Origin of the sequence: Chamaesiphon sp. (assembly GCF_041738855.1) — a bacterium.
GTDB lineage: Bacteria > Cyanobacteriota > Cyanobacteriia > Cyanobacteriales > Chamaesiphonaceae > Chamaesiphon.
Map to the genome: position 1 here is coordinate 74,555 of NZ_JBGSPA010000137.1, position 25,803 is coordinate 100,357.

General features: G+C 45.1%; 31 protein-coding genes and 1 pseudogene. 8 read left to right on the forward strand and 24 right to left on the reverse strand.

Translation table 11 applies throughout. The features are described from left to right. The first annotated feature begins 48 nt into the window (after nt 1–48). Nucleotides 49–1,161: a precorrin-8X methylmutase gene (locus ACEW9I_RS13825; protein ID WP_373540911.1), complete on the forward strand. Its 1,113-nt coding sequence runs from the start codon at nt 49–51 to the stop codon at nt 1,159–1,161. A gap of 27 nt (nt 1,162–1,188) precedes the next feature. Here the strand turns inward: ACEW9I_RS13825 and ACEW9I_RS13830 are convergent, their stop codons facing one another. From ACEW9I_RS13830 to lpdA, 10 genes are all read right to left on the reverse strand, one after another. Continuing rightward, nucleotides 1,189–2,136 carry an asparaginase gene (locus ACEW9I_RS13830; protein ID WP_373540912.1) on the reverse strand — a complete coding sequence of 316 codons (948 nt, stop codon included), beginning with the start codon at nt 2,134–2,136 and terminating at the stop codon, nt 1,189–1,191. A 78-nt stretch (nt 2,137–2,214) separates the two neighbouring features. Further along, complete coding sequence (locus ACEW9I_RS13835; protein ID WP_373540913.1) at nt 2,215–2,718, reverse strand: CGLD27 family protein; 504 nt, start codon at nt 2,716–2,718, stop codon at nt 2,215–2,217. A 13-nt stretch (nt 2,719–2,731) separates the two neighbouring features. Further along, nucleotides 2,732–3,130 (reverse strand): ribosome silencing factor, encoded by a 399-nt coding sequence (gene rsfS / locus ACEW9I_RS13840; RefSeq protein WP_373540914.1) that lies wholly within the window; start codon nt 3,128–3,130, stop codon nt 2,732–2,734. A gap of 119 nt (nt 3,131–3,249) precedes the next feature. After that, the gene (yqeK, locus tag ACEW9I_RS13845; RefSeq protein ID WP_373540915.1) at nt 3,250–3,813 is read right to left on the reverse strand and encodes a bis(5'-nucleosyl)-tetraphosphatase (symmetrical) YqeK; all 564 of its coding nucleotides are present in this window, start codon (nt 3,811–3,813) and stop codon (nt 3,250–3,252) included. Between the two features lie 228 nt (nt 3,814–4,041). Then, nucleotides 4,042–4,296: a type II toxin-antitoxin system Phd/YefM family antitoxin gene (locus ACEW9I_RS13850; RefSeq protein WP_373540916.1), complete on the reverse strand. Its 255-nt coding sequence runs from the start codon at nt 4,294–4,296 to the stop codon at nt 4,042–4,044. A 48-nt stretch (nt 4,297–4,344) separates the two neighbouring features. Further along, nucleotides 4,345–5,934 carry a leucine-rich repeat domain-containing protein gene (locus tag ACEW9I_RS13855; RefSeq protein WP_373540917.1) on the reverse strand — a complete coding sequence of 530 codons (1,590 nt, stop codon included), beginning with the start codon at nt 5,932–5,934 and terminating at the stop codon, nt 4,345–4,347. A gap of 94 nt (nt 5,935–6,028) precedes the next feature. Next, nucleotides 6,029–6,373 carry a helix-turn-helix domain-containing protein gene (locus tag ACEW9I_RS13860; RefSeq protein ID WP_373540918.1) on the reverse strand — a complete coding sequence of 115 codons (345 nt, stop codon included), beginning with the start codon at nt 6,371–6,373 and terminating at the stop codon, nt 6,029–6,031. A gap of 5 nt (nt 6,374–6,378) precedes the next feature. After that, nucleotides 6,379–6,624: a type II toxin-antitoxin system RelE/ParE family toxin gene (locus tag ACEW9I_RS13865; protein ID WP_373540949.1), complete on the reverse strand. Its 246-nt coding sequence runs from the start codon at nt 6,622–6,624 to the stop codon at nt 6,379–6,381. Nucleotides 6,625–6,691: 67 nt separating this feature from the next. Further along, a complete protein-coding gene (locus tag ACEW9I_RS13870; RefSeq protein ID WP_373540919.1) occupies nt 6,692–7,393 on the reverse strand; it encodes an HAD family hydrolase in 702 nt (233 codons plus the stop codon). A 209-nt stretch (nt 7,394–7,602) separates the two neighbouring features. Then, nucleotides 7,603–9,036, reverse strand: coding sequence for a dihydrolipoyl dehydrogenase (gene lpdA, locus ACEW9I_RS13875; protein ID WP_373540920.1), 1,434 nt, complete (start codon nt 9,034–9,036; stop codon nt 7,603–7,605). 378 nt (nt 9,037–9,414) lie between these two features. Here lpdA and ACEW9I_RS13880 point away from each other — a divergent pair, with 378 nt between their 5' ends. Further along, on the forward strand, nt 9,415–9,984 hold the full coding sequence (locus tag ACEW9I_RS13880; RefSeq protein ID WP_373540921.1) for a hypothetical protein: 570 nt from the start codon (nt 9,415–9,417) through the stop codon (nt 9,982–9,984). Nucleotides 9,985–10,206: 222 nt separating this feature from the next. Here the strand turns inward: ACEW9I_RS13880 and ACEW9I_RS13885 are convergent, their stop codons facing one another. Continuing rightward, entirely contained in the window at nt 10,207–10,704 is a 498-nt protein-coding gene (locus ACEW9I_RS13885; RefSeq protein WP_373540922.1) for a hypothetical protein, read from the reverse strand. Nucleotides 10,705–10,829: 125 nt separating this feature from the next. Between ACEW9I_RS13885 and ACEW9I_RS13890 the strand changes: the two genes are divergently transcribed. After that, nucleotides 10,830–11,483 carry a hypothetical protein gene (locus ACEW9I_RS13890; RefSeq protein WP_373540923.1) on the forward strand — a complete coding sequence of 218 codons (654 nt, stop codon included), beginning with the start codon at nt 10,830–10,832 and terminating at the stop codon, nt 11,481–11,483. 136 nt (nt 11,484–11,619) lie between these two features. On the opposite strand, the gene ACEW9I_RS13895 is transcribed toward ACEW9I_RS13890, so the two are convergent. From ACEW9I_RS13895 to ACEW9I_RS13925, 7 genes and pseudogenes are all read right to left on the reverse strand, one after another. Continuing rightward, nucleotides 11,620–11,829: a type II toxin-antitoxin system HicB family antitoxin gene (locus ACEW9I_RS13895; protein WP_373540924.1), complete on the reverse strand. Its 210-nt coding sequence runs from the start codon at nt 11,827–11,829 to the stop codon at nt 11,620–11,622. A 71-nt stretch (nt 11,830–11,900) separates the two neighbouring features. Then, nucleotides 11,901–12,083, reverse strand: a pseudogene (locus ACEW9I_RS13900) (type II toxin-antitoxin system HicA family toxin); the annotation flags it as partial. A 339-nt stretch (nt 12,084–12,422) separates the two neighbouring features. Continuing rightward, nucleotides 12,423–15,218 (reverse strand): preprotein translocase subunit SecA, encoded by a 2,796-nt coding sequence (secA, locus tag ACEW9I_RS13905; RefSeq protein WP_373540925.1) that lies wholly within the window; start codon nt 15,216–15,218, stop codon nt 12,423–12,425. 199 nt (nt 15,219–15,417) lie between these two features. Next, complete coding sequence (locus ACEW9I_RS13910; protein ID WP_373540926.1) at nt 15,418–15,783, reverse strand: DUF2834 domain-containing protein; 366 nt, start codon at nt 15,781–15,783, stop codon at nt 15,418–15,420. An 18-nt stretch (nt 15,784–15,801) separates the two neighbouring features. Next, nucleotides 15,802–17,985, reverse strand: coding sequence for a HEAT repeat domain-containing protein (locus ACEW9I_RS13915; RefSeq protein ID WP_373540927.1), 2,184 nt, complete (start codon nt 17,983–17,985; stop codon nt 15,802–15,804). 83 nt (nt 17,986–18,068) lie between these two features. Continuing rightward, nucleotides 18,069–18,668, reverse strand: coding sequence for a transposase (locus ACEW9I_RS13920; RefSeq protein ID WP_373540928.1), 600 nt, complete (start codon nt 18,666–18,668; stop codon nt 18,069–18,071). Continuing rightward, nucleotides 18,598–19,092: a transposase gene (locus tag ACEW9I_RS13925; RefSeq protein WP_373540929.1), complete on the reverse strand. Its 495-nt coding sequence runs from the start codon at nt 19,090–19,092 to the stop codon at nt 18,598–18,600. Before ACEW9I_RS13925 ends, ACEW9I_RS13920 begins: the two co-directional genes overlap by 71 nt. Before the next feature lie 195 nt (nt 19,093–19,287). Between ACEW9I_RS13925 and ACEW9I_RS13930 the strand changes: the two genes are divergently transcribed. From ACEW9I_RS13930 to apcB, 3 genes are all read left to right on the forward strand, one after another. Next, nucleotides 19,288–19,653 carry a hypothetical protein gene (locus tag ACEW9I_RS13930; RefSeq protein ID WP_373540930.1) on the forward strand — a complete coding sequence of 122 codons (366 nt, stop codon included), beginning with the start codon at nt 19,288–19,290 and terminating at the stop codon, nt 19,651–19,653. Between the two features lie 179 nt (nt 19,654–19,832). Then, nucleotides 19,833–20,102, forward strand: coding sequence for a hypothetical protein (locus ACEW9I_RS13935; RefSeq protein WP_373540931.1), 270 nt, complete (start codon nt 19,833–19,835; stop codon nt 20,100–20,102). Nucleotides 20,103–20,225: 123 nt separating this feature from the next. Beyond that, nucleotides 20,226–20,735 carry an allophycocyanin subunit beta gene (apcB, locus tag ACEW9I_RS13940; protein ID WP_373540932.1) on the forward strand — a complete coding sequence of 170 codons (510 nt, stop codon included), beginning with the start codon at nt 20,226–20,228 and terminating at the stop codon, nt 20,733–20,735. Nucleotides 20,736–20,898: 163 nt separating this feature from the next. Here the strand turns inward: apcB and ACEW9I_RS13945 are convergent, their stop codons facing one another. Both ACEW9I_RS13945 and ACEW9I_RS13950 read right to left on the reverse strand, forming a co-directional pair. Further along, nucleotides 20,899–21,255, reverse strand: a complete 357-nt coding sequence (locus ACEW9I_RS13945) for a hypothetical protein (RefSeq protein ID WP_373540933.1) — start codon at nt 21,253–21,255, stop codon at nt 20,899–20,901. Between the two features lie 246 nt (nt 21,256–21,501). Next, the gene (locus ACEW9I_RS13950; RefSeq protein ID WP_373540934.1) at nt 21,502–21,693 is read right to left on the reverse strand and encodes a hypothetical protein; all 192 of its coding nucleotides are present in this window, start codon (nt 21,691–21,693) and stop codon (nt 21,502–21,504) included. Nucleotides 21,694–21,722: 29 nt separating this feature from the next. On the opposite strand from ACEW9I_RS13950, the gene ACEW9I_RS13955 reads away from it, so the two are divergent. Together ACEW9I_RS13955 and ACEW9I_RS13960 are read left to right on the forward strand one after the other, a co-directional pair. Beyond that, nucleotides 21,723–22,121 (forward strand): alr0857 family protein, encoded by a 399-nt coding sequence (locus ACEW9I_RS13955; protein WP_373540935.1) that lies wholly within the window; start codon nt 21,723–21,725, stop codon nt 22,119–22,121. 91 nt (nt 22,122–22,212) lie between these two features. Then, entirely contained in the window at nt 22,213–23,052 is an 840-nt protein-coding gene (locus tag ACEW9I_RS13960; RefSeq protein ID WP_373540936.1) for a TlyA family RNA methyltransferase, read from the forward strand. Between the two features lie 304 nt (nt 23,053–23,356). On the opposite strand, the gene ACEW9I_RS13965 is transcribed toward ACEW9I_RS13960, so the two are convergent. From ACEW9I_RS13965 to ACEW9I_RS13980, 4 genes are all read right to left on the reverse strand, one after another. Further along, a complete protein-coding gene (locus tag ACEW9I_RS13965; protein ID WP_373540937.1) occupies nt 23,357–24,616 on the reverse strand; it encodes an MFS transporter in 1,260 nt (419 codons plus the stop codon). After that, nucleotides 24,616–24,885: a DUF4351 domain-containing protein gene (locus ACEW9I_RS13970; RefSeq protein WP_373540938.1), complete on the reverse strand. Its 270-nt coding sequence runs from the start codon at nt 24,883–24,885 to the stop codon at nt 24,616–24,618. Before ACEW9I_RS13970 ends, ACEW9I_RS13965 begins: the two co-directional genes overlap by 1 nt. 79 nt (nt 24,886–24,964) lie before the next feature. Continuing rightward, a complete protein-coding gene (locus ACEW9I_RS13975) occupies nt 24,965–25,366 on the reverse strand; it encodes a hypothetical protein (RefSeq protein WP_373540939.1) in 402 nt (133 codons plus the stop codon). Nucleotides 25,367–25,399: 33 nt separating this feature from the next. After that, complete coding sequence (locus ACEW9I_RS13980) at nt 25,400–25,651, reverse strand: hypothetical protein (protein WP_373540940.1); 252 nt, start codon at nt 25,649–25,651, stop codon at nt 25,400–25,402. Nucleotides 25,652–25,803: the final 152 nt, after the last annotated feature.

The window sequence follows — 25,803 nt, forward strand, 5'->3', positions numbered from 1 at the left end:
CCTTGACATTGATGTTAATGTCAAGGTACATACTAAGATTCAGAAAATATGGAAGCTGAATATTTGACGATTAAAGAACTCACCGACGCAGTTGGCGGGGATATCACCCCACGCATGGTGCGGCACTATCACACCTTGGGTTTATTGCCGCCAGCCCAGCGATCGATCGGTAACTACCGACTTTATACCCCCCAAAATATTCAACAGCTACAGCGGATTGTCGCCCTCAAACAGCAAGGGTTTCAGTTGTCCCACATCCAACAGCTCCTCGAAAGTGACTCAGAGATCGATCTCAGTCCCAGTCTAGTAGCTCAGTTGCAACAGCAATACCAGTCGGTAATTCAACAATTAGCGCGGCTAAGGCATACAGCATCGGCATTAGAAGGGATATTAGGGCGAGATAATAATTGTCAGATTGTTCAAGCCGAAGCGATCGCCCAGTTAAAACTCTTGGAAGTAGAAAGTCAAGAGCGATTGGGGGAAATCGAAGGACTTTGGCATCACCTCGATGGTGCCGTCGATTCTCACCCTGAAGCCTTCCAGGAATCCCTACAACACCTGTTACCAGATCTTTCTAGCCGTTCAGAGATTGAAGTAGACTTGCTCTCTCAACTGGTGCTAGCTTGTGGTGATGTGAGCTTGGTTAATTTTGTCCGCTTGAGTGGGGATGCGATCGGTTCAGCACGAGCAGCTCTCAAAAATGGCTGCCAGATTGTGGGTGATATCGCCGCCGTAACTGCTACACTCGATCGCACTCGATTAGCTCATCTAGACTGTCAGATCGAGACGCTGATCGACGATCCTCACATCACAGGTGTAGCTGAAGCGGAGCAAGCATTTTGGCAAGATAAAGAGTGGCTAAATCGCCTCCACCACGTTCCAGATCGTTCGATCCTGATTATCGGCTATGCGCCTTCTGTACTGATGACCGTGTGTAGTGCGATCGAACAGCGACAGATTCAACCAGCTTTAGTAATTGGAATGCCGATCGGCTTTAGTCACGCTCCGGCTGCCAAACGGCGACTGATGGCTGTTGGAGTACCCTATATAACTATTCAAGGCTCGATCGGCGGCGGACTCCTAGCAGCAGTAGCGGCGAATGCTTTGATTGCATCTCTATTGGAAAAACCCGATTGTCACTGTCATCTCAAGTCGATCTAGATTACCTTGATGAGCGTGGCGGGTAATTCACACCATTGCCAACTCGCCTGTGACATCCAAGCGAGTATAAGCACCGATCGATAAAAATTGGTCGGTGAGAATCTCCGAGACGGCGGGGGTAATCCAACCCATCTGATGGAGCAGGTGGATCGCGACGGCGTACTTGGCGCGTTTTGAGCCGTCATTGGACTTGATTGTCAAACCCATCCCTTCGCCAACTTTCCCGATACATTGAATCCCTTCGGCTCCTGCTTTGCTCACTAGTTCGCCTTGCGTGAGCTGCATCAGTTGTGTATCAAATCTTCCCGTGCCAGCGATCAGTTCGGGGTGGTGAGTCATCGCGCGGACGATCCGCTCTAGATCCAAACTTTCGCCAGAAGCGAGATAGGCATAAAGCGTCGCCATTTGGGAGAGGGGCATCAGGTAGACAGGCGCACCACAGTCATCATGGACGCCAATAAACTCATCCGGCGGCATTTTGAGGATTTCGGCAAATTTACTCAAAATGAGTTTTTGGAGGGGGTGAGTCCGCTCTAGATAGTTACCTAGGGGCCAATTGTGGGCGCGACAAACCGCCAACATCCCCGCATGTTTGCCAGAACAGTTGTGTTCTAGGGGGCTGGTTTTGTCTGCTGGCGTCGGACATTGGAGGGCACTAGTATCGATATCTGCCTGCCAGAGAATATTGAAGACTTGCCGCGTATGAATGATTTCGGCAGCGTGAGAGCTACACATGATTGCCAAATCGCGATCGGTGAGCTGGTAGCGTTCGAGAATACCATTGCTGGTGACGGCGATCGCCTGAAAAGGTTTGAGCGCAGATCGAATGAAGGTCGGATGTTCGGCATCTCCCGCCACGGATAAAACGCGCCCCCGACTATCGCAAACGACGGCTTGAACCTGATGGACGGATTCGATAATTCCTTCCCTGAGTAGGCTGACAGTTAGAGCTGGTGATTTGGTACGTTGAGCCATTCTTTGATTAATTGATAATTGATAATTGATAATTCAATCTTGACTTAATCGAGATTCAATGGCATCGATAATGAGTTACTAATTAATAAATAGTAGCCAGTAGCTCAGGACAGACACAAATGTTGCGAGTAAGGTTAAAAAGGTATTTTTAATTCGATTGAGAATGGGTTGAATCTCATAACTGACTAGCAATCGATCGCGTGTGAGTATTTCTGGTGTTTTAAGCCAAGTTTGACCATCATACCAACCCGATTCTTCATAAAAAATCGTTTCTCCATACAAGCGATTTTTGACATAAATCCAACCGAGATACAATCTGATCGCAGCTAAAGTGATGAATAGTGAGCTACCAGCGATCGCACACAGTCCAAATTGAAGTGGGAATTTGGCGATCGGAAAGCTAGCCGCAGCAAGGGGAGCGGTCACTATCAAGCTCCAAATCCCCACCCAAACTAGCTTCGCAACATATTTAATCGGCTCTAGTTTCACCCAGCCAAAAAACCAAGAAGTTTGCAACTCTTGGTATTCATTAATTGGTTGCTGCTCTTTGGGAACCGGACAAAAAGAAGTAGGATTACTCATCGATCGCATTGGTCTAGGTTGCTGGTGGTAGTGTTACCGTTTGACCGTGCCCCCAGAAAGTCTCCAGATCGTAAAATTCTCGTTGTTCTGGCATCATAATATGCACGATCAAGTCACCATAATCGATCAAAATCCACCCACCCCGATCTTGCCCTTCTGTCCGCAATGGTGGGCGGTGGAGATCTTCTTCAAGTTTGTCGATAATCGAGCCAGAAATCGCTCGGAGCTGCACCTTGGAGTAACCAGTGACGATCAGTAAGTAGTCAGCAAGTGTCGATACTTGCGAAATATCGATCAGCCGCATGTCTTCAGCTTTGCGATCGTCTGCGGCATCAGCCGCGAGGAGTGCTAGTTGTTCGATCGTGTAGTCGATAGTTTGGTTGGTATTTGTCAAAGTTGCGGTTTCAGTCATTCAATTAGGTATTAGGGATTAGGTGTTAGGTGTTAGGTTAGGTGTTAGGGATTAGGTGTTAGGGATTAGGAGTAAATCTCAACTCCGATCCCTAAAGCCTAAAGCCTAATACCTAAAGCCTAGCTCATAGTCATCGCCCAGTTACGGGTGAGAATCGTGCGGGGATGGATGAGGCAACGAGTGGATAGGAGATACTGAAGTGAGTAGTCGCAGGCGCGCCAGACGGCTTGATGTAGATGTTGATAACTCAACTCGCGCAGGGATTGCAATTCGGGTGTGTCGCCACGTCCGGCTTCGAGGGTGTCGGCTAAGAAGATGATACAACTCATGGCACTCATCCCTGGTCTACCGAGAGTGTGATCGGCGATCGCGTGGAGGATTTCGGGATCTGTAAATCCAAATTCGTCTCTGGCGACAATTGCGCTCACGTCAGCATGTAAGAGGTGTGGTGCGGCTAGATCCACTTCATCGATCGGTATTCCTTCAATTCGTGCTAATGATAGTAGACGTTGGGGTTTGAAATATTTTGCCAGATCGTGCATTAGCCCCGCTTGTGCGGCTTTATCAACATCTAGCTGGTAATGTGTGGCAAGCTCGATCGCCATCTGTTCTACTCCCAGTATATGCTGGATGCGTTTGGGAGGAACATTTTCATTTAACCAGGCGAGAATCTTTGCGCGCACGTTTCGATCTTTGGCGATAAGTTTACCATCTCTATTCTAGCGGGATTATCACTGGGACGCGATCGGTTCACTAATTTTGATGAGAAATTGCCTGGAGACTGAAGTCTCGGCTGGTGATGCGAAGTCCGCCTTCGCGGACTAGGTAATTTAATTAGTCCGCGAAGGCGGACTTTGCGACACTAGCCCCGATTTCAATCGTGGGCGGTGCTAGAGCGGAGCAAATATCCTTTATGTATAATGACTGTCTCTTTCTACCGCTTTGCCCTGTTGGTATTGGGCGATCGATCGCTCCAAGTGGACAGCATTTGCGGGAGATTTGAGCAGATGCACTGTTTCTAGCAAACTATTAAAAAAATCTAGTGACATCACCACCGCATCAGACGCATCACTTCTGGCGATAACAGTGTAGTCTACATCTTCGATCGTGCGATCGATCACTGCACTGAGGTTACTCGTTGCTTCGCTGAAAGAGACAACTTTCATATTGGCGGTTGTTAGGATCCTGTACTAGTATAGCTTCTATCGATCGATTCAAGTCTGTACGCTAAACTCGTCGGGATGAATGCCATGATTTACCCAGGTAATTGCGGCTTCGGCACTGGTCATTTCTGGCGGTACGCGCAGAATATGGACATGTCCCGTCGATGGACAAGTCATCTTGAGTAATACCATTGGTTCTTCATCAATGCCAGCTTTGATTTTAAGTAAAGTATATTCTCTCCAATTATCAAGTGTTTCTGCTTTTAGTCTATGACAAATTTTTTCATAACCAACCTCTTGGACTAACATTCGTCTAATCTCCACATTTTTCTCAGTTAATAACCACTGAGGGTTCCAATCACTAAACTTAGTCCAATACTTGCGAGGGAGATCTAAATCGAAAAATCTGACAATTTCTAGTTTTGGTAAAGTTTTCAGAATAGACATATCTGTCAAGGGATTTCTATTTAGATATATGCGATTTAAGTTGCAGAGATCTCCAAGACTATCTGGTAAACTAATAAGTTGAGAGTCTTCAATAACCAAACGATTCAAATTCGTAAGATTGACAACCCATCCTGGTATAGTGGTGAGATTATTTCCACTAATATCTAGATAGGTAAGATTATATAGAGTGCCAACACAGCTAGGAATATCAATAAATTGATTATTAGCGATGGAAAGTTCGGTCAGATTAGTAAGGTTGACAATGCTATCTGGTAAGCTGTTAAGCTGATTGTTATTAAGAGAAAATCGCCTTAAATTAGGAAGATGATAAATGCTATCTGGCAAGCTTTTAAGCTGGTTATTATCAATAGACATATCAAATAAATTAGAGAGATTACTGATACTTTCTGGAATAATAATAAGTTTATTTCCTGACAGCGATAAGTATGATAAATTACAAAGATTGCCAATACTGTCTGGAATACTAGCAATTTGATTATTATCTAAACATAGTGTATGTAGTGCCGAGAGACTACCGATATTTTCTGGAAGGATAGTAATTTGGCTAGAATTTATCCTCAAATAATTAAGATTAGAGAGATTACCAATACTCTCCGGGAGGTGAGTAAGATCGCTACGAGTTAGATCCAGATAAGTAAGACTAGACATATTCCCAATACTTTCTGGGAGGCTAGTCAGCGAGTGACCGAATAAAATTAGATAAACTAACCGGGTAAGATTGCCAATGTGTTCTGGAAGACTTGTCAGTTCAATATAATTTAGACCAAGATAGATCAAATTTGAAAGATTGCTGATACTTTCTGGGAGGCTATTGAGATCGTTTCCATGTAGATCGAGTTCGACTAAATTAATCAAGTTACCGATACTTTCTGGGAGACTAGTGAGTTTATTGTCTGCTAGACATAATTTACTCAAGCTATAGAGACAACTAATATGTTCAGGGAGTTTATCTAATTTATTATCTGAAAGATCTAAATAGGTCAGTTGTGAGAGATTACTGATAGTATCTGGTAAATCACTGAGTCGATTTTCAGATAAATCTAACTCAGTTAGGTGAGAGAGATTACCGATACTATCTGGTATACGAGTAAGCCGCTGACCACTCAAGTTTAGGATTGAGGTTCGATCGACTCTTGCTTTCTCAATTACTTTTGCCAATTCTTTTTGATTCACGATCGATCCTCCCATATTCCATCATCTTAAAATACCCAAAATCGAAGGTACTCTAAGTACAACCGGGTAAATACGTACTGTATTACACCAGAGATTAAGTGGAAGCTGTAACTGCGATCGAAAGTATTTGATTATTATCAACACTTGGAGATTTGGGAATCAAGTGAATCTCAACATCATAGCCAGCTTCTTTTGCCAAGTTTGCCAAAGTATCTAATCGCGGCATTTGCGCCCCTGTCTCGATTCTTGCTAACTGCGGTTGCTTGATACCAGTGCGATTTGCTAGTTCTTGTTGTGTTAATTTAGCTGCCTTTCGCATATCAATAATTAGCTGGGCAATCTGAAACTCTTCTCTAAGGGCTTCATATTCTTGTCGAATTGCGGGATTACTCAGACTCTTGGCGACTACTTCGGCAAGTGAAATTGTTTTGGCAGGCATATATTTTAATCCTCTTGTTCTAAATCTGTAGATTCCGTATTGCGCTCTAGAAAATCTTCAAGATACGTTCTGGCTCTTGCCAATTCCTTTGTGGGTGTTTTTTGTGCCTTCTTCTGGAAGCCATGCAGCAAAATAAACCTCCTTCCCGTGTAGAGAAAATAGACTACTCGAAAAGCATTGCGATTTACATCCGCTCTGATTTCATACAGTTTATCTCCCAAGGGCTTGATGTAAGGCATTCCTAATTCGATCCCATGAGTTACTTAGGTAATTACTGATTCTGTTATTGTAAATCTAACCTCAAACCGACGATCGCGCTCAAGGATTTACGTGCTTAGATTGATTAAATAATGCAGAGTTGAATTTTTCCAGAACAGCAGGTATTTCCAGCAATTCATCGATGGTGGCATCAGCCCCTGCGGCTTCCTCCCAGAGTAGACTATGTTTCCAAATTGTCCGCAACTTGGCATTTTTGGCTCCCATCATATCGGCTTCAGGATTGTCCCCAACAAAGACACTATCCTGTGCCAAGCCTCCCAATCGAGTTATCGCGCGCTCGAAAATTTCTGCTGCTGGTTTTCTGACTTGCTCTATTTCAGAAATCAAGATCGCATCAAAATACTGTTTAATTCCCAATCCTGAGATCGCTCTAGCTTGAAATTCGCCTCTTCCATTTGTGATGATGCCTAGCCGATAACCTTGCTGTTTCAATATTTCTAGCATCTCAACTAGACCGAAAAATGGCACACAATGGAATTGAAACTGTGTCTCATAATCATTCAACAATGCTTGCCAAGTAATGCTGGTAATTTTGAATTCGGCAACTAGGTCTTGATAAACCTTGTCTTTCCAAACATGTCCATGACAATCTAATTCGGTAAATTTGATTACATAATCTATCTTGGAAATATGGCTAAAACTATCATTGAATCGCTCGTATTGTACTGTGATAAATTGCTTAACTGATTCGTCTCGATCCAGCAATGTTCCATCTAAATCAAAAAGAACCAGTTTATTCATAAGATTTTTAATTTCCTGTGCCGAATTGTGAAGCGATCTCGCTTCACTAATTTTGATGGGGATCTGGAGAATTGCCTGGAGACTGAAGTCTCGGCTGGTGATGCAAAGTCCGCCTACGCGGACTAATTAATTTATCTAGTCCGCGTTGGCGGACTTTGCGACACTAGCCCCGAATTCATTCGAGGGCGGTTGCCGAACGAAGCTAGAGATTAATGAACCCCAGCCGCGCGTTTGTAGGCTTCATCCAAGACCTCAGACAGAGTAGGATGAGCGTGAACGTAGGTGGCGAGATTCTGTACCGAATTGCGTTGCGCGATCGCGTTTGACGCTTCATGAATCAGATCCGCCGCATGTAAGCCGATAATGTGAGTACCCAATACTTCCCCAGTATCCTTGCGGTAAATGACCTTCGCCATGCCATCGGCTTCACCTTCAGCGATTGCCTTAGAGTTACCTTTAAAGTAACTTCTCACCGCTGCGATCTCAAATCCGCCAGCAGTTCCGGCTTCCTTGGCTTGGGTTTCCGTCATCCCGACAAAGCTGATTTCGGGGTGGGTAAATGCTGCTGCGGGAATGCTTTGATAATCGATTTGTTTCGATCGACCGCAGATATTTTCAACGGCGATAATACCCTGAGCGGAGGCAGCGTGAGCCAACATCATTTTACCAGTCGCATCGCCGATCGCCCATAAGTGCGGGACGGGTTCGCCATCAATGAGGACTTCGAGCTTATCATTCACTGGAATGAAGCCTCTCCGGTCGAGGGCGACCCCGACAGCTTCGAGGTTGAGGTTTTTGGTATCGGGAATCCGACCCGTCGCCACGAGGCAAGCATCGACCTCTAGGATCTCGACGACTTCTTTGGTTTTGGCATCGGCGAGTTCGATAACTACTGGGGAGCCTGGAATTACCCGTTTGGCGAGTAAGCTAGGGCGCGCATCGATATCGCGCGGATCGATCAAAATCCGTTTGGCGAGTTTGGCGATGTCAGTATCGAATCCTGGCATCAATTGGTCGAAAAATTCGATGATTGTGACTTCTGAACCCAATGCTGTGTAGACATCGGAAAATTCTAAGCCGATATAACCGCTCCCGATAATCGCGATCCATTGGGGAATTGTTTCCAATTTAATCGCATCGTCGCTAGTAAATACCGTCTTACCATCAATTTCAATTCCTGGGGGAACAAAGGGAATCGAACCAGATGAAATCATCACATCCTTGGCGGTAATAAATTTCTCGCCTTCAGGTGTGGTTACGCTCACCTTCTGCGCGGCAACTACCTTGCCCCAGCCGTGAATCACTTCGACATTCAACCGCGTCAAACTATTTGTCAAGTCGCCGCGCAGCTTGGTGACGAGATTACTAGCATGAGCGGCGATGCCTTCGCGATCGAAATTGACGTTATCGACCTGAATCCCCATCGCCTTGAGATGGTGAGCATTTTTTAACTCTCTGACTCTCCCCGAAGCTGCCAGCAGTGCCTTGGAAGGGATACAACCCCGATTGACGCAGGTACCACCCATATCTCCCGCTTCGATGATTGCCGTCTTCAGACCGCAACTAACTGCATGGAGCGCAGCACCGTGTCCGCCGACACCTGCACCGATAATTACCAAATCATAGTCAAAATCTTGACTCACGTTGCTAGATCCTCTTTGATGCTGACTCTCTATTTTGACTCCGACCGATCGCTCTTGTAAAGGTTCGGTTTACTATTTGCCTAGAGACTTTGTATCATTAGCACCGATTTCGATCGGGTGCGAGACGACAAACTTTCTTTAATGGAAAAGTTGGTGACGATCGTTTTTTCGATTAGGAACGATCGATACTGCGGCGATCGGGATTCAAGGTGTCAAAAGCTGGGTAATTAGTTCTATAGCAGTCGCCAAGGAATGAGATCTCACTCACTCAAATTTGAAAAATGGGAGCATAAAAAACAATTTAACTGAATGTGAACTGACTGAGATCTGGTGGGTAATATAAGTGGAGAGTATTACCACGTCCCCCCAATCTGCGCTATGTCAGGAACTATCATTGATGCGATCGATCGGTTAATGCCATTGATTATTCACTCTACTTGTCTCAACTCCAAGCTCTGGGCATCCCCCTATCAGGAATTACCCTTACGGGACTATGCACTCAGTTGGGTAATCGTCGATCGCCATCCCAAGGGGCGAGTTGCTTATCAGAATGTCACATCAGAGATGGTAGCTGTGTGGGAAGCTGAGGGGATCGACTGGCAACAACGAGCGGTAATCAACCTCAAGGTAGCCTCACAAGAATTGTGGACGCATCAAAAGCTCCGCGCTGATGGTAGTATCATTTGGGCGATCGCGATGCACACTGACGGCTTTGGCTCCTCGCGGATTTTGCTCTCACCCTATTTAGATAAATATTTTCCTGACGGTTATTATGTCGCGATCCCCGATCGCAGTATCGGGATCATCATCCCCCGCGATCTGTCGCTCGGTGAGATGCAAGAGACTCAAGATTTGCTCGAATCCTGGTACGACACAGCATCAGCACCGATGAGTCCCCATTTATTCGCACCTGACGATCTGATTCCCGAACATTATTTATGGAATTAAAGCGGGTGAGTGTAATGGCGATCGCCTCTGCTTGCCGAACGACGTCGATCGCCATCGCTGCTAGCATCCTTGCTCAGAGCTAAAAATCTAAATTATGACCGATAAATGTGAGGAACTTGTGAGTACAGGCGATCGATTCAGCTCAAAAATCCGATCGATCGAGCAGCATTAGTTGTGGCTGTTGGGTTTTGCCTTGCTCTATCCAACCTACAGATCTAAAATTCAAACACCAAGCTGTTCGGCTATATCAACGTACTTGTCTAAATACTCTGGCATCGATCGATATTTTGCCAATCCTACCGTGTCAAACTCATCCATGCCATCTTGACATTTGACGCCCAAAAACTTTAAGGCTGGACTTATCTGGTTAATATTGGTATCGGCTAGCTGAGTACCTTGATAAACAAGTGCCCATTGATTGCCAATTCCACCAAAGTAGTCTGTTTCGATCGCAGCATATATCGGTTCTAATCGATCGGAGATTTTCATCATGAGATGAGCAACAACTAGTTCACACGGAAATATCAATAGGTTAAAAGGATTTTCTCCTGGCAAAATTCCTGAAATATCGAGTTTTTTCCGCCAGCAAGCCGTGTAATAGTGAGTGATGGGGAACATGGTCAACTCAAAATCCAACCCAATACCGATTAGATCGTAGGATTTGGCAATCTTTAGGTCAAAATTGCCTTTAAGAATTAGCGCAGAAATAGCATGAGACATTGGCGATTTTTATGACATTTAGTCGTGCCGAGACACTACAAAACTACCTTTACCAAGAAACTTTTGTTAAAAAGCGGGAATACTAAAGATATCGTAATTATTTGGCGGCGATAATTTTTATTAATATGGATACCTTAACAAGATTTGTCTGTGCTTGTAAAACATCTCAAGATGGAAGAAAACTATTTTTTAAGCAAGAATTTCAAGAAATAATACTAGATTCTTGTGATAAAGAAATGTTACTACAAGCATTTTTGTTTTTTAATATAGATCGATTTTTCCCTGAATACACTAATATTTTAATGTATGAACAAACTCCAGATTTGTCAGATGCAACTCAATCAGGAAAATGTGATTTTGTCTATATTTCTAAAGCGAGAAGAGTGATGATAATTGAAACTAAGTTTATAGATTACAATCATTTTGGTCCTACGGCACGCAAGCGGAGAAATAACCATCGACAAAAGGTTGTAAATCAATCAGTTGATTTCAGAGCTAAATTATCTAGACAATGGAGTATACCGATCGAGATAATTGATTGTAGCATTTTTACAACAGAAGATTTGAACTATCGTGAAAAAAACAACAATATTATATCTAAATATATATCAATTGAAGACTTAAATACATGGCATCAAGAAGAGAAAAAGAGAATACAAATAGCACAGCTAATCAATCGGGAACTAATGATTAATTTATTTACTTGCGAGCATTGTCCAACTGCGGATGTATGCTATGAAAGTAATATCTGTTTTTTAGATATGGGAGATGGAGATTGATGTATAACTAATAACTCGCCATAAGAAGCTAAAAATTCCGTCACTACGACCTTAACCTGATGCTGTCGATCTCGATGTCATCGCGATCGTACATACAGCAAACAGATGATTATTTTAGCCAATATCGATCGCGTATTTAGGCTGCTTCAATATATTCGCAAATAGTCGTCGGTTCTGGAATCGGTAAGCCTTCTAATTGCAAACCTTCTAGATGAAATGAAATTGCGGCTTGAATCTCGACTGAAATTTCTTCAATGGTTGAACCTGTCGCTACGCAGCCTGGTAAATCTGGGACATAAGCAGAATAGTTATTCGGCATTTTTTCAATGATGGTCGCGTAACGCATTAGTTTAATTCCTCTAAATTATCTTCATCTGAAACTTGCTCTTCTAGATCGACTTCATCTGTTTTCTTATCTTTGAGTTGTGCCTGCTTTAAAATACTATTTGCCGTTCCACTTGCGAGATCGTCAGATAATTTACCTGCAATTGTCACCAATCCAGATTTAACAGGATGTTTATATTGCCGATGACTACCACGAATCCGAACCAAATACCAACCATCATCTTCGATTAGAGAAATTGCTGCTTTTACCTTCATCTGATTCTACTGTAATCGAGCGATTTGCGGTGTTCCAAGATCTGAACATCCATGCCTGCTGAGATTGCTTGGACGAGCAAATCGTTCGTGTAGCGTGCCGGAGGCAATCGGTTATTGATTCGGAGTGATATTCTGGCACAAATCGGCTCAAATAAACCTAGATAAAAGATCGATATTATTTGTCGTAGTCACAACATCAAATTTGTAGTGGTCACTGCCCGCCACTTAACCTTAGCTTCTATAGCGATCGATCGCTTTAAATATCTTAGATAGCTTAAGAGCAGCGTAATTAGGTTGAAGAATAAAACCCAACATTTAAGTGTTGGGTTTCATAATTTTCTACGCTGCTTGGGCTTGACGTTCGGGGGAGAATTGGAACATCGAGTAAACCACATTCCGACGGATGTCAGTCATCATTTCCCAGAACATCTCATAACCTTCCTGCTTGTACTCAATCAACGGATCTTTTTGACCGTAACCGCGTAAACCGACTGATTCGCGGAGGGCATCCATTGATTGGAGATGTTCGCGCCAGAGGGTGTCGATTTGCTGGAGGATGAAGAAGCGTTCAGCTTGACGCATCAGTCCGGCTTGAACTCGATCGATCTGAGTTTCTTTGATATCATAGGCTCTACGCACTTCTTCGCGCATAAAGATTTTGATTTCGTCGTAGGTCATATCGTCGATTTGGGTAGGGGTCAAGTCATCGAACAGATTGACAAATTCCCGCGATTTGGAGACTAGGCTTTCGAGCTTCCACTCTTCAGGTGGTAACTCTGGGTCGATGTAGGCATTGACGATATCATCCATCGTCCGCTCGGCATAGCGGACTACTTGTTCCTTGAGATCTTGACCTTCCAAGACGCGGCGGCGTTCGGCGTAGATGGCGCGACGTTGATTGTTCATCACTTCGTCGTATTCAAATACCTGCTTCCGCATGTCATAGTAGTAAGTCTCGACCTTTTTCTGAGCACCTTCGAGGCTGTTGGTGAGCATTTTGGACTCGATGGGCATATCTTCCTCGACGCGGAAGGCATCCATCAAACCACTGACGCGATCGCCACCGAAAATTTGCATCAAGGGATCTTTTAAACTGAGGAAGAACTTAGTGGAGCCTTTATCGCCTTGACGACCTGCACGACCGCGCAATTGGTTATCAACTCGACGCGATTCGTGACGCTCGGTACCGATGACGTGCAAGCCGCCATTGCTAAGTACTTCCTCATGTTCGACTTTGGTAAAGGTATCGTACTCTTGACGAATTGCTTTATAGGCGTTTCGCAGTTTTTGGATCGCTTCGATTTCGGTCGGTGCTTTTTCGCAGGCGACGGCGATGGTTTCTTCCGCGTCGAGTTCGGACAGGCTACGTTCGCCATAGTAGCCAACGGCAAATGTGACCGCATCTTTGAGCAGAGCTTCGGTGTCTTTGGAGAGTTCGGTGGGGAAGATGTCGGGAGATGCTTTCCAAGTTTTGACTTTCTTACCAGGTGCGAAACCTTTACCGGAAGCTTTGCTTTGCTGGGCGGCGGCGACTGTCGCGGGGCTAAAGTTACCATCATCTTCAGGTGCGACGATGCGGGGCATTAAGTATTCCCGTAGCTTGAGCCGTGCCATGTAGTCAGAGTTACCACCTAAGATGATATCCGTACCGCGACCTGCCATGTTGGTGGCGATCGTTACTGCGCCTTTGCGTCCGGCTTGAGCGATGATTTCTGACTCCCGTTCGACGTTCTCAGGTTTGGCATTGAGCAGTTGATGGGGGATCTCCGCCTGATGCAATAGTCGGGAGAGGATTTCCGATTTTTCGATACTGGTGGTACCGACCAATACTGGTCGTCCCGTACCGTGCATGTCCGCACATTCTTGGGAGACAGCGCGCCACTTGGCTTCTTCGGTTTTGTAGACGACATCGGGATAGTCATACCGCTGGCTCTTGCGATTGGTGGGCATGACAGTTACCTGGATTTTATAAGTTTTTTCCAGCTCGACTTCTTCGGTTTTGGCGGTACCCGTCATCCCGCCGAGTTTGGGATAGAGGAGGAAGAAGTTTTGGTAAGTAATCGTCGCGAGGGTTTGAGTCTCATTCTGAATTTTGACTTTTTCCTTGGCTTCGACAGCTTGATGCAAGCCATCGCTCCAGCGGCGTCCCGATAGTACGCGTCCGGTAAATTCATCGACGATTGTCACTTCATCGTTCATGATGATGTAATTGACATCGCGGATGAAGAGTTCTTTGGCTTTGATCGCATTGAAGATATAATGCGCCCACGGATCTTCTTCATTGTAGAGATCCGTTACACCCAGAAGTCGCTCTGCTTCGGCAAAGCCTTCATCAGAGAGAAGTACATTTCGAGCTTTTTCATCTACTTCATAGTGGTTCTCTTTATTCAATCCCCGCGCGATATCAGCAGCTTGGAGGTACTTCTCAGTCGGGCGTTCGACTTGACCAGAGATAATCAGTGGTGTCCGCGCTTCATCGATCAAGATCGAGTCTACTTCATCAATAACGCAGAAATTAAATGGACGCTGGACGACTTCTCCCATCGCTTCAGCCATATTGTCCCGCAGATAGTCAAAGCCTAGCTCACTGTTGGTTGCATAAGTGACATCACAACCATAATTTTTCTTCCGCTCGGGGGGATTCATCCCCGATTGGATCAGTCCGACGGATAGTCCCAAGAAGCGGTGGACTTGTCCCATCCACTCCGCATCACGTCTGGCGAGGTAATCGTTGACGGTGATGACATGGACGCCTTTGCCTGTGAGGGCGTTTAAATAAGCTGGGAGAGTCGCTACCAGGGTTTTGCCTTCTCCCGTCTTCATCTCGGCAATCTGCCCTTCATGGAGCACCATCCCCCCGAGCATTTGCACATCGAAGTGTCGCAAACCGAGGACGCGCTTGCCAGCTTCACGGACTACCGCAAAGGCTTCGGGGAGGATTTCGTCGAGGAGTTCCTTTTCTTCCTCATCGTTATTCGCTTGCTCCAGTCTACGCTTGAATTCTGTGGTTTTTCCCTTGAGTTGTTCGTCACTGAGCTGCTGCATCTCTTCCTCTAGCAGGGTGATTTCAGTGACGATCGGTTGGTATTTTTTAAGTTTGCGAACGTTGGGATCGCCAAATAATTTTTTCAGCATAGGAGGCAAGCGATGGGGGAATTTAATCTAAAAATATGAGTGCTGAACTATTTATATCGTTACATGTACAGCTTTCTTATTTATTTATGGTATCATCAGCCACTCATTTATGGGTGTGCGGTCTACCGATCGAGTGCCAGAGAGAGGGCGATAGGTTGGTTTTGCATCCAGAAAGTCGCCAGCTCATTCGCGCCGTATTTCAAGCGGTTTCGGTCAGATTTTGGGCAGGCTGCTGGGTCATCTTGAGGTGTCTGGCGAGGAGAAATAGCGGAAAGGTAACGCTAATTGCAATTAGCGGCGATAGCAGGAGATACAGCCACAGATAACGCACCCCCACCCGCCGACCTTCGATAACCATGAAGATACTCGCGGCGGCGGCTAGTAAAAATAGGTCGTTGGCGAGTGAAGCAGCCGCAGCGTTTGCATAAGCAGCACGACCAAAATCCAGCATGGAATTTTTGGTGGGCTGGCTCATGAAGGCAATATTATTAATCCAGGTAGCTGGTAGAGCTACCAAGGCAATTAGCCCGTAGGTGGCGCAAATAAGTTTATCTTTGGTGTTCATAATCGAGCTTATTAGTTGCTAGTTATCGCCTAAAAGCATGTGCCGCAATCGAGGACGAGGCGGCTCAAATAATGGATGAGATCGCTCGCTAAATTCAGGATTATACAATCCTTCTCGTTCTTGAATTGTGGAGATGAGATCGAACGAACGTGGGGAGTGAGATTGATGTTCAAATTGCCATATCTGCGGCAGAAGACCTAATTTACCACTGTAAAGTAACTCCCTCCAGATCGAACCCCCTAAAGTACTGTCATCAGGCAAAAGTTTTAAGAGTGCGACTCTCGATCGATCCGTACCTATTTTTGTTAAAGCAGATACACAGTACTGGTCTACTTCATAATCAGTAGGATCGCCAGTCTGAATAAGTTGTAAGAGAATAGGAATCGCTCGATCGGTACCAACTTCACCTAACGCATGAATATTTTTGTGAATGGCACCAATCTTCTTCTCAATCGCTTCAAGTAAAGATTGTTCGGCAGTTTGTAAAAACTTTAATGTAGTCGATAGATCTCGACGAAACTCCTCAAAGATTATAGATCGAGTCTCCAATCTATTAGTATTCATGAATTCACAAATGAGTGTTGACACTAGTTCGAGATTATTGGCTAGTTCTAATACCGTAGAAAATATCGCCGCACTTCCTAACTCAATTATACTCTGTACTGCTGTGTTACGGATACCACTGTCTGAATCGTGGATTAGCTCTATTAAGATTGGAAGAATCGAATTATTACCGATCTTTCCGATACCAATTACGGCATAATTTTTAACGTGAATCCAACTACTTTGCAGATGTGTGAGTAGAATCGGCAGATCGGAAAGTTCTAGAAATTCATTAGATCCATATCTAAATATAGCGATATTATCGTTACCAGCATTCTCCAATGATTGAAGCATTAATTTTCGTTCATCTGGTTCTGTTACTAATAGCTGGCTAAAAGCTCGCTCTCGAATCTCTGGATCGGGATGATTAGTCAATTTGACAATAATTGGTTTAGTGATAAAGATAGCATATTCAATTAGTTCTGGAGTAACATCAGTTCGTTCGCAACGACGGATAATCCATCTGATGCTATCAGTAATATTTAGCTGTACATCTAAATTAGGATCGTCAATTACATTTAACAAAATTGATAAATTACAATCTAAGTAATGATTATCCTCCTCTGACAATGCAATGACAGCAAGTTTTCTTATAGCTGGCTCTTGATTTTTAAGGTCGTTTTCTAATGCTGAAAAGGTACGACTACGATCTAGGCGAAATAAAGTTTCGACAATATCGTTAAATGGACATGGATAATCATAAGCTTGAGTCCAGTACATTGCTTGATGCAGCCAATCAAATACTTTATCTCCATTAATCCGTTCTAGTGCTGAGATCGCTTCACAACATAGACGAACAGCTTCATCTGCATAATGCTCTTCACTAGCAGGATACTCAGTAGATCTATAGACATATCGATTCGGTTCATAGAGCAAGTAGATTAAATGCTCTACCATTGCGGGTGCGGCAACAATTCCCAATCCCTTAACCCAGTAACTATCAGACCATCGACATTTGCAATAATTCAGTGCATCATGAATCTTTTCAATAGCTGATTTTGTACCAATCTTATCTAAAATATCGATCGCAAGAGATTTAGCTGAAATATCTCTGTGTTCTTGATTGCATAGCACATCTCCTAGTGCTTCTACCGCTTCGACAGGATCTAAATCTACTAAGTTTTTGATGGCGGCATAATAGCATCGAGAATCATATAAATCTTCAATTAATAGAGCTATAGCTAGATCGCGATCGATCGTTATAATAGCTGATATTGCCGATTCGATCGTTTCATACTCACTATTCCGATATCGATTTTTAAGGATAAAAATATATTGTAAATATGACAAGGCAGCTTTAGATTTAGTTACGCTCCAAAGTTCGATTTTGAGGCGAGTCGTAATTTCTAATCGATCGATCGCATCAACCACCACCTTTTGTAATTCTGGCTCGATCGATCCCGTCAAACTAGCACCCAGATAGAGATCGACTTCTAAAGCGAGATTGACGATCCTCAATGCCAGATCTTTATCGGTTATCTGAGTTAAGAGAGTGGCAATTTCGGCGGTACGATCGAGATGATTGAGATAGTTAGATTGTAGTTCTCGATCGGTGAGCTGACTGAGGCGCGAAATGGTGAGCGGAGGATAGTTCGTCATGTGACATTTAGGAAGGCTCCATTAAGTAACGACAATCTCAATATAACATCTTGAGTGTTGTGCTCTCATGAGAGAAAAATCAGTTATGAGAATACGGGAGAGGATGATCTTGTCGTTGAATGTTGTTTAGCAAACAAGGTGCTAAATAACTCAGTAGCAGAGGATCCTTCGATTAAGCGGTCATGAGCAAATAAAATTAGGTGCTCAATTAACGATTGAGCCTGTTGTCGGCAGACAGCTCCAATGGATTGGTAGGGAATTGTCGGTCGTGGAGATGAGTCTTGAGTCGATGATAGCGGGAGACAATCAAGATGCAAGAACGAATACGCCACAAACACTAAACACCAATGTGCTTCGATGGCTGCAAATGAACGTGTGCGGTATTCATCAAGACCAAGAAGTTGTTTGCTATCCCGATAGAAGGTTTCAATTGGCCATCGGCGCAAGTATTTGGCAACCATTTGAGCGGCTGACCAGTCACAGCGATTGGTGATGAGAACAGCATAAGTCCCAGTCAATTCAGGGTTGTCAAAGCTAATTGTCAGACGGACTTTGCCCAGACTATCTAGGCGGACGCAGAAAGTGAAACACCAATAAGTACGCTGGCCAATCTCAACTTTTTTGTAAGACTGTCTCGTAGCGTTGATAAATTTCTGCGTGGATTGGCATCCGCACTGCTCCACTAAGATAATGGCTGGTCACTAAATTGTGTGCGAGTGGATAACTGCCGTCACAATGGTCGTAATGACGATCTACGTACTCAAACAAACTCCCTACATGCTCACATAATGTATCGTCAATGATGAAGTATGACTCTGATGCTGCCATTCTGATTCCGCCTGTCTGCTCCAGCATGTAATCGATCCGTACTCGATTTACCTCTGTTGGTTGCCACGGTGATTCACTCATAAACCGTGACAGATTACTTTTGTCTGCACTGTTGATGATGCAGCGGCTGATATTTGCCAAGCTTTTGTTCTCCAGTACCATCAGCCCTGTGAGATAGTTCTGAAAGTTTTGATACTGGCGCACATCGTTGAATAACGGCCGAAATACCTGAGCATGTTTGCTCACGATTGCTGCTGGAGCTACTATTGGCAGTTGCATACATCCTCACTGGGAGTCCGATTTTACTTGCACTCTATCCATTATCTCTCTCTTTCTTTTTCTCTCATGAGAGCACAACACTCAAGTAACATCAGCATAGTCCTCTCGATCTGGTCGATCGACAACCCATCGGGATCGACTCACGAAAGAGTCTTATGATAGTAATGAGGTTAAATAATTGATAACCGATCGATAATGAAGTACTTTGCAATTGCCAGTTTGTCACTGATTTGTCTATCCTTGGCTGCAACTACATCAGTCCAGGCGACAACTAATATCAGCAATGAGTCTAAATCGATCGCCATGATGATCGCAATCGAACCTAGCAGCCAGATTACCCCATTTCAATTGGTTTCGCTGGCTTATCAAGGGACGTATCGGAGCGAGGGTATCCCTGGGTTTGCTTCGCTGATCTTCGGTTATCATTACCGCCAGATTACGGCGAAAGATGTCATTAAAGCAGCGATCGCGGCAAAGCAATTGACTCCAGCTACGCTCACCGATCGGGATTATGTCAGTGCGGTCGATCTGCAACTCTTTTCATTAGATCGACCGGACTAATCGATCTTTGACGCTGATAAGGGTGCGGGGATCGCGATCTTGCCGACGATCGCGATCCCCGCTGGGATAAAATCTTAAAAAAAAGTATCGTAATTGACCAAACTCTATTTTATTGTTAGATAATTTTAGTTATCATCAGATAAGTAAACTTAATCAGTAATATAACGGGGATCGTAGCAATGGCGGAGCAAGCAACCTGGGGCGAAGCGCAAGAAATGGCAATTTATCGCCCTGGACAAAGAGTCGAAATCAAGCACCGTCCGGGGATCGTCGATACAGTCATTGCTTACGATCCCAGTATGGTACCCCCAGTTGTGCTAGCCAACGATCCCCAACCCCGTTATCCTGAAGAGTTGAACTTGGTTTCCCCGCTTGGTAGTGGATTCAATTGGTTGAATCCTTGGGCGAAAAGCGGTAGTAGTTCTCAGTTAGCGATCGGTCGTCGCTAGTTGCGATTTGCTACCCCAGGTCTAGACTTGGACAATTGCGAATTGTAACGCGGCTATGCCGTACGGGTGCCATTTTCTGCGATACTGATAAACCGATAAAAGAATTATTGTTGGGACGATCTCATGCGGGATGCTGTAACAAATCTCATTAGAAATTACGATATAACAGGTCGTTATTTAGACCGGAACGCGATCGATAGCTTAAAATCATATTTTGATACTGGTGCGGCGAGAATTGCTGCTGCGGGAGTCATCAATGCCAATGCAGCCGCGATCGTCAAGCAAGCCAGCTTGCAATTATTTGAAGAGTTACCAGAGTTGATCCGTCCTGGTGGTAATGCTTACACCACCAGGCGTTATGCAGCATGTCTGCGGGATCTGGATTACTATCTCCGGTATGCTAGCTATGCGATCGTCGCTGGAGATACCAACGTCTTGGATGAGCGGGTGCTCCAAGGCTTGCGAGAGACGTATAATTCTTTAGGTACGCCGATCGCACCGACAGTGCGAGGGATTCAAATTATGAAGTCAGCAATCAAGGATCGATTGGCTCTAGCTGGGGCGACTGATACTAGCTGTGTGGATGCACCGTTCGACCATATGACTCGTGAAATCAGCGAACGCGATCTGTAACTAATCGCTCAAATATCTGCAAAAATCGATCGGCATAATTGCTAAAATCAGCAATTATGTCGATCGATTTTTTAGTGAGATCGGATGGAAAACTAGTTACTAAAACTAGATCCGGCTAGCTGAGTTGGAGTCGATCGAAGCAAATCAGCATAGCATCGCGCCACTAGGCGGCTGCCTCTGGAGCCGCAGCAGTTAAGCTATCAAGTGAGAGCGGAATAAAATCACAGGTGCTGGTTAAACCCAACAACATGGGTTCATTGGCATCGATAACTTTACCTGTAATCCCACAACGTTCTTCGGTATTGGCAGTTGCCGCAACGGTAGCGCGGATATCTTCAGAGGTAAACCGATGGCGGTAATCACCAGATTTTTGCTGGACATATTTCCACAATACCTCGCGGATCAATGCTTGGTAGCCTTGATGACCGGAGATTTCCTTGAGACGTTCTTTAAGTTCGCGTTCTAGGCGAATGCTAGTAACCTCCATTTCGGTCGTGGGGGTGCGCTTGAGTGTGTGCATTGTGTGATTGCTCCGAGAGTTTGAACGAACAGGGTGGTGTATTTAGTGTAGTATTTTTTGCACCAAATTGCAAAGATTATGCTCAACTTTCCTAATTATTCAATACTTGGTAACATCTGTCATTTTTTTAATCGCTTGGTTAGGGAATTGGGATGGTGGTAGTTGTAGCTGTGGTGGGCAAGTAAATATCAAACGATCGGGAATGTGTGCGGGCATCAAAAATCGATCTTAAATTCCTCACGTAATTTATATTGGCAACGGCAGGTAGTTACGATTCTTTGGGAGAATTTCGATCTTGACGATCGGGAGCAATAATAGTGAGTAGCTGCCAGCTTGAGCCGATACCGAGCGATACATTGCTACTCGATCCCAGCGGCGATCGCTCCCGTTCCTCACAAATTCCTCACAATCTTTATTTAAGCTACTGCCAAGAGTCAACACCTCAACTTCATCACCCCATAAACTTCATGTTGAAATTGATTTACACGGAAACAGCCGTACATCTAGAATTACTCACGGCGGATCTAGATGATTGGATCGAGCGGCGGCTGATCTTCGCGACTAGCACTGGTGAGACGCTCTTGGCAACTGCGGAGAGGGCAAATTTTCTTTTGCCAGAAACGATCTGCGAAGCTACTGCCGTGAATTTTTATCTCCACAATCAGGGCATTAAAAGTGTCACCGTGCATCGCTGCGATCTAGATCGAGTTGAAATCGGACTAACTGGCTATTGGCTGTGTACCAATCTAGATCGTGCGGAAGGGATCTTCGTCACGCACTTGCCCGATCGAGTAGAATCGTACTTGTGGGAATTGTGGTCGAGCGCAAATCAGCACTCATTTGCCAGTGATAGCGCACTCGGGTAGTCGCTACAGTGATATAGATGTGAGTGACCGATGCTCTAGCACAGAAGATGCTCCACCCCTCAGATCGATTCCCAGACAGATATTGGTTAAGTTGAAAAAGCAACGCCTGGACTTGTTACTAGTAGAGCGCAATCTGTGTGAATCTCGCCAGTTAGCACAGCGGTGGATTCAGGCGGGAGAAGTGCGGGTAAATGGCGAGGTAGTAGATAAGTCGGGCACGGCAATCTCACTGACTTCAACGGTCGAAGTCAAAGCTAGAGCGCGATTTGTCTCCCGTGGGGGTGAGAAGTTGGCGAAGGCGTTGGCGATGTTTGAGATTGAGACACGCGATCGGATTTGCCTAGATGGCGGGATCTCGACAGGCGGTTTTACAGACTGTCTGTTGCAGGCTGGCGCACGGCAAGTTTATGGGATTGATGTCGGGTACGGGCAAGTAGACTGGAAACTGCGGACTGACGATCGCTTAATCTTACGCGAACGGACGAATATTCGACATCTCACCTCAGTAGAACTCTATGGTGAGCCAGTTGAGGGGATTTATCCAGTTACTTTACCAGACCTGGGGGTAGTTGATGTCTCATTTATTTCGCTGACCAAAGTTTTACCAGCGTTGACATCTTTGCTCGGGTCGCCAAAAGAACTCTTATTGCTGGTTAAACCGCAATTTGAGGTAGGTAAAGGGGCGATCGGCAAGAATGGAGTAGTTCGAGACTTATCGGCGCAAGCAGTGGCGATTTTGGGGGTCTTGGCTACAGCACAATCGCTGGGTTGGAATTATCGGGGACTTACTTGGTCGCCATTGGTTGGCCCCGCCGGAAATATTGAGTACCTGTTGTGGTTGAATACTGGTGGTGATGAGCTGGTGATGCCGCCAGATCTGGTCGCAATTCGAGCGGTGACTGAGTCTGCATATCAGGCGTTAAATAATTGATAGTCGATCGGTCAGTTCGCAATACGGTTCGGTTAGCTAGTTAGGTAGCGGTTGAAACCGCCGCTAGTGATGCAAAGTCCGCCTTCGCGGACTGACAATATCGAAGAAAATGGACTTAATCGAACCGTATTTGGTCAGTTCGGGTCAAGGATATTGGCTTCGTTCTAGTGCCACCAACGATTAACATCGTGGCTCATGCGGACTAATATTTCAGTCCGCGTCGGCGGACTTTGCATCATGAGCAGAGACTTCAGTCTCTAGGCTCTTCTTATCCGCTATGAGTTATGAGAGTGAGGATCGATCGCTAATTCTGCCGATAAACATCGCGATCGCGACCCAAGCAAAAGCCGATCGAGTGTTGTAAGCTGCGATTGCCCCAGATCGAAAACACGACGATCGCACTTGCAGCCATCCCCGTCCCGATTGTAAAGATACCAGGATAACCCACTGCTGGCGCGATCGAGCCAAATACAGGCGCAGCGATCGCAATCCCCAGATCTAGCCCCGTGATACAGGTTGAGAATACCTGCCCCCGTTGTTGCGGCAACGAGCGATCGGATACCAGCGCAACTGTCATCGGGATCAAAGTCCCACTTCCCAATCCTTCCAAAACTGCCCCGCAGATGAAACTCAGTTCGCTGTTGGCTGTAGCCAGAAAAGCAATCCCAGCGGTATAACAACACAAACTTCCCGCGATAAAGATGCCGCGTCCGTAGCGATCGGATCTGCTGCCAATCAGCGATCGCGCACTAAAACTTGCCATCGCCGCAATGGTATAAAATAAGCCAGGATTGAAATCGATGTGAATCGTCTGAATATAGAGCGGTAAAAATGTGTGAATCGCTCCAAACGGAAACCCGATCAGCATCAGTACCAATGCTGGAATCCCCAAAGCTGGATTCGTTAAGATTTTCCAAATTGACGTAGTGGGGACTGGCTCGATTTCGCGCGGATCGATTTTCTCTGAAAGCTTCTGCGCCAAAGTGCTTGACGGTTGGCGCAACTGAGTTGTAGCGATCCAGGCAACTGCTCCACAACCGATCGATATCCAAAAAATCTCCCGATACAGCCCTGCTACTTGGAGATAGCCGCCAATTGCGGGGCCGATCGCAATCCCCACAGGGTTGGTAAGGCTCATCAAACCGATGATTTCCCCCCGTTGTTTGGGCGGAGCCAAATCTACCACCAAGGCACTATAAGCGGTCGTAAAAGCGGCGATACTAATCCCATGAAATGCTCGAATAATCACCAATAAAGGGATCGAAGTAGTCGCTAAGTAACCCAATGGCGCGATCGCGACTACTGCCGTCCCAATCAGCAATACTAACTTGCGTCCGCGCGTATCGACGAGCTTCCCTACTAGCGGACGTGTTGCCAGTAAGCCGATCGCAAATGCCCCGATAATTAACCCAATCTGCTGCTGCTTGATGCCGATCGCATCGAGATATGCAGGCAATGTTGGTAGTAAAACTCCGATACTAATCCAAAATAATAAGCCCGCACTAAATAATACGAGCAAATCCCGCCGCTGTTGCGGTTCGAGCTGATTCAAAGTTTTCTGCATTAAGCTGATAGATCTTGTAACCAAGCTGTCATTTCACTCAGATCCTGCCACTCAAAAATTTTTGACGTAAATTCATCAAGTTGGCGATCGCTTAATTTTGCAAGTCGATCGCTTAAATCTTGTGTCAGAGTATCGATGCCAAACTTAGCCCTCACCATCTTATTTACTAACTCAATCTTACCTTCAATCTTGCCTTCAATCTTGCCTTCTGCTTGTCTTTTTTTTACCCAGTCTTGATAGGCTTCTTCAACTTCTTTTACATAAGTCATAAAACTTAGATCCTCCGCAGTTAATCCCGATCGAAATTGTTCCAGATAGACACAGTGCTTAATCGATACTTCTATGATATCATTTCTCAATTCTAGATACCGAATCTTTTGTTACCCTCATTTTACGTAAATTATCAGCTTTGCTTTTATTTAGTTCCCAATAAATGGCACTGCGAAGAATACATGAATCTATATCTTCCAAATCTAAATAATTACTATAATGCTCGATGATAATCGTCGGATGAATGGCGACTAGGCGACCTAGCAGTCCTAACGAGTCATCGTTGGCGAAGCTACCGGAGGTAATTGTGACTTGAGGATCGCGCTTAATCGCGGTACATAAAATATCGACTGCTAGTTGTTCTGATAGTTGAACGGATACACTCGTTTGACTCTCGAATAAATTTTTGAGGACGATCGGCACGACTTGTTTGATAAACTTGTCATGCGGCTCGTTGGGTTGATGCTGTTTAGCGGTCATTTAGATTGATGTCGAGCTTTTGGCTACGCACGTTCATAGCTCGGTGGAAGTATCAGGTTCGACTTCAATTCCCAGCGGTTCTTCCTCTTCGGAACTTTTTGTCAAACCTTGAAAACCATGCAGTGTGATGCCCATTTGGTGAGCGGCGGCTTGTAATTCTCGCTCGAAGGTGACGATATCGTCACTATATCCGCAGAGATTGGCGGCTACTTCGATGCTTTCTTTAGCATTGGCTTGGGCACAGTCGATTAATTCGGTGCCATGCAGTGGTGCGGGTGCTGCCATGAGGGTGGAGGGTGAATGGTGAATGGTGGATGGTGAATAGGGAATACCTATTAATTAACGTAACATCGATCTCTTTGGTTAGGACGATCAGATCCCCGACTGCTTGGAAAAGTCGGGGATCTAGCCTCGCACAACGTCCTAGATTTACCCTC

Bases quoted from the DNA above. Each gene is read 5' to 3' on its own strand.
- ACEW9I_RS13825 (WP_373540911.1), top strand. From the start codon at position 49: ATGGAAGCTGAATATTTGACGATTAAAGAACTCACCGACGCAGTTGGC.
- ACEW9I_RS13975 (WP_373540939.1), bottom strand. From the start codon at position 25,366: ATGACCGCTAAACAGCATCAACCCAACGAGCCGCATGACAAGTTTATC.
- ACEW9I_RS13935 (WP_373540931.1), top strand. From the start codon at position 19,833: ATGGCGGAGCAAGCAACCTGGGGCGAAGCGCAAGAAATGGCAATTTAT.
- ACEW9I_RS13870 (WP_373540919.1), bottom strand. From the start codon at position 7,393: ATGAATAAACTGGTTCTTTTTGATTTAGATGGAACATTGCTGGATCGA.
- ACEW9I_RS13910 (WP_373540926.1), bottom strand. From the start codon at position 15,783: ATGAACACCAAAGATAAACTTATTTGCGCCACCTACGGGCTAATTGCC.
- rsfS (WP_373540914.1), bottom strand. From the start codon at position 3,130: ATGACTGAAACCGCAACTTTGACAAATACCAACCAAACTATCGACTAC.
- ACEW9I_RS13860 (WP_373540918.1), bottom strand. From the start codon at position 6,373: ATGCCTGCCAAAACAATTTCACTTGCCGAAGTAGTCGCCAAGAGTCTG.
- ACEW9I_RS13965 (WP_373540937.1), bottom strand. From the start codon at position 24,616: ATGCAGAAAACTTTGAATCAGCTCGAACCGCAACAGCGGCGGGATTTG.
- secA (WP_373540925.1), bottom strand. From the start codon at position 15,218: ATGCTGAAAAAATTATTTGGCGATCCCAACGTTCGCAAACTTAAAAAA.
- ACEW9I_RS13895 (WP_373540924.1), bottom strand. From the start codon at position 11,829: ATGCGTTACGCGACCATCATTGAAAAAATGCCGAATAACTATTCTGCT.
- ACEW9I_RS13890 (WP_373540923.1), top strand. From the start codon at position 10,830: ATGGATACCTTAACAAGATTTGTCTGTGCTTGTAAAACATCTCAAGAT.
- ACEW9I_RS13925 (WP_373540929.1), bottom strand. From the start codon at position 19,092: ATGCAACTGCCAATAGTAGCTCCAGCAGCAATCGTGAGCAAACATGCT.
- apcB (WP_373540932.1), top strand. From the start codon at position 20,226: ATGCGGGATGCTGTAACAAATCTCATTAGAAATTACGATATAACAGGT.
- ACEW9I_RS13980 (WP_373540940.1), bottom strand. From the start codon at position 25,651: ATGGCAGCACCCGCACCACTGCATGGCACCGAATTAATCGACTGTGCC.
- ACEW9I_RS13830 (WP_373540912.1), bottom strand. From the start codon at position 2,136: ATGGCTCAACGTACCAAATCACCAGCTCTAACTGTCAGCCTACTCAGG.
- ACEW9I_RS13850 (WP_373540916.1), bottom strand. From the start codon at position 4,296: ATGAAAGTTGTCTCTTTCAGCGAAGCAACGAGTAACCTCAGTGCAGTG.
- ACEW9I_RS13835 (WP_373540913.1), bottom strand. From the start codon at position 2,718: ATGAGTAATCCTACTTCTTTTTGTCCGGTTCCCAAAGAGCAGCAACCA.
- ACEW9I_RS13955 (WP_373540935.1), top strand. From the start codon at position 21,723: ATGTTGAAATTGATTTACACGGAAACAGCCGTACATCTAGAATTACTC.
- ACEW9I_RS13945 (WP_373540933.1), bottom strand. From the start codon at position 21,255: ATGCACACACTCAAGCGCACCCCCACGACCGAAATGGAGGTTACTAGC.
- ACEW9I_RS13880 (WP_373540921.1), top strand. From the start codon at position 9,415: ATGTCAGGAACTATCATTGATGCGATCGATCGGTTAATGCCATTGATT.
- ACEW9I_RS13930 (WP_373540930.1), top strand. From the start codon at position 19,288: ATGAAGTACTTTGCAATTGCCAGTTTGTCACTGATTTGTCTATCCTTG.
- ACEW9I_RS13915 (WP_373540927.1), bottom strand. From the start codon at position 17,985: ATGACGAACTATCCTCCGCTCACCATTTCGCGCCTCAGTCAGCTCACC.
- ACEW9I_RS13885 (WP_373540922.1), bottom strand. From the start codon at position 10,704: ATGTCTCATGCTATTTCTGCGCTAATTCTTAAAGGCAATTTTGACCTA.
- ACEW9I_RS13970 (WP_373540938.1), bottom strand. From the start codon at position 24,885: ATGACTTATGTAAAAGAAGTTGAAGAAGCCTATCAAGACTGGGTAAAA.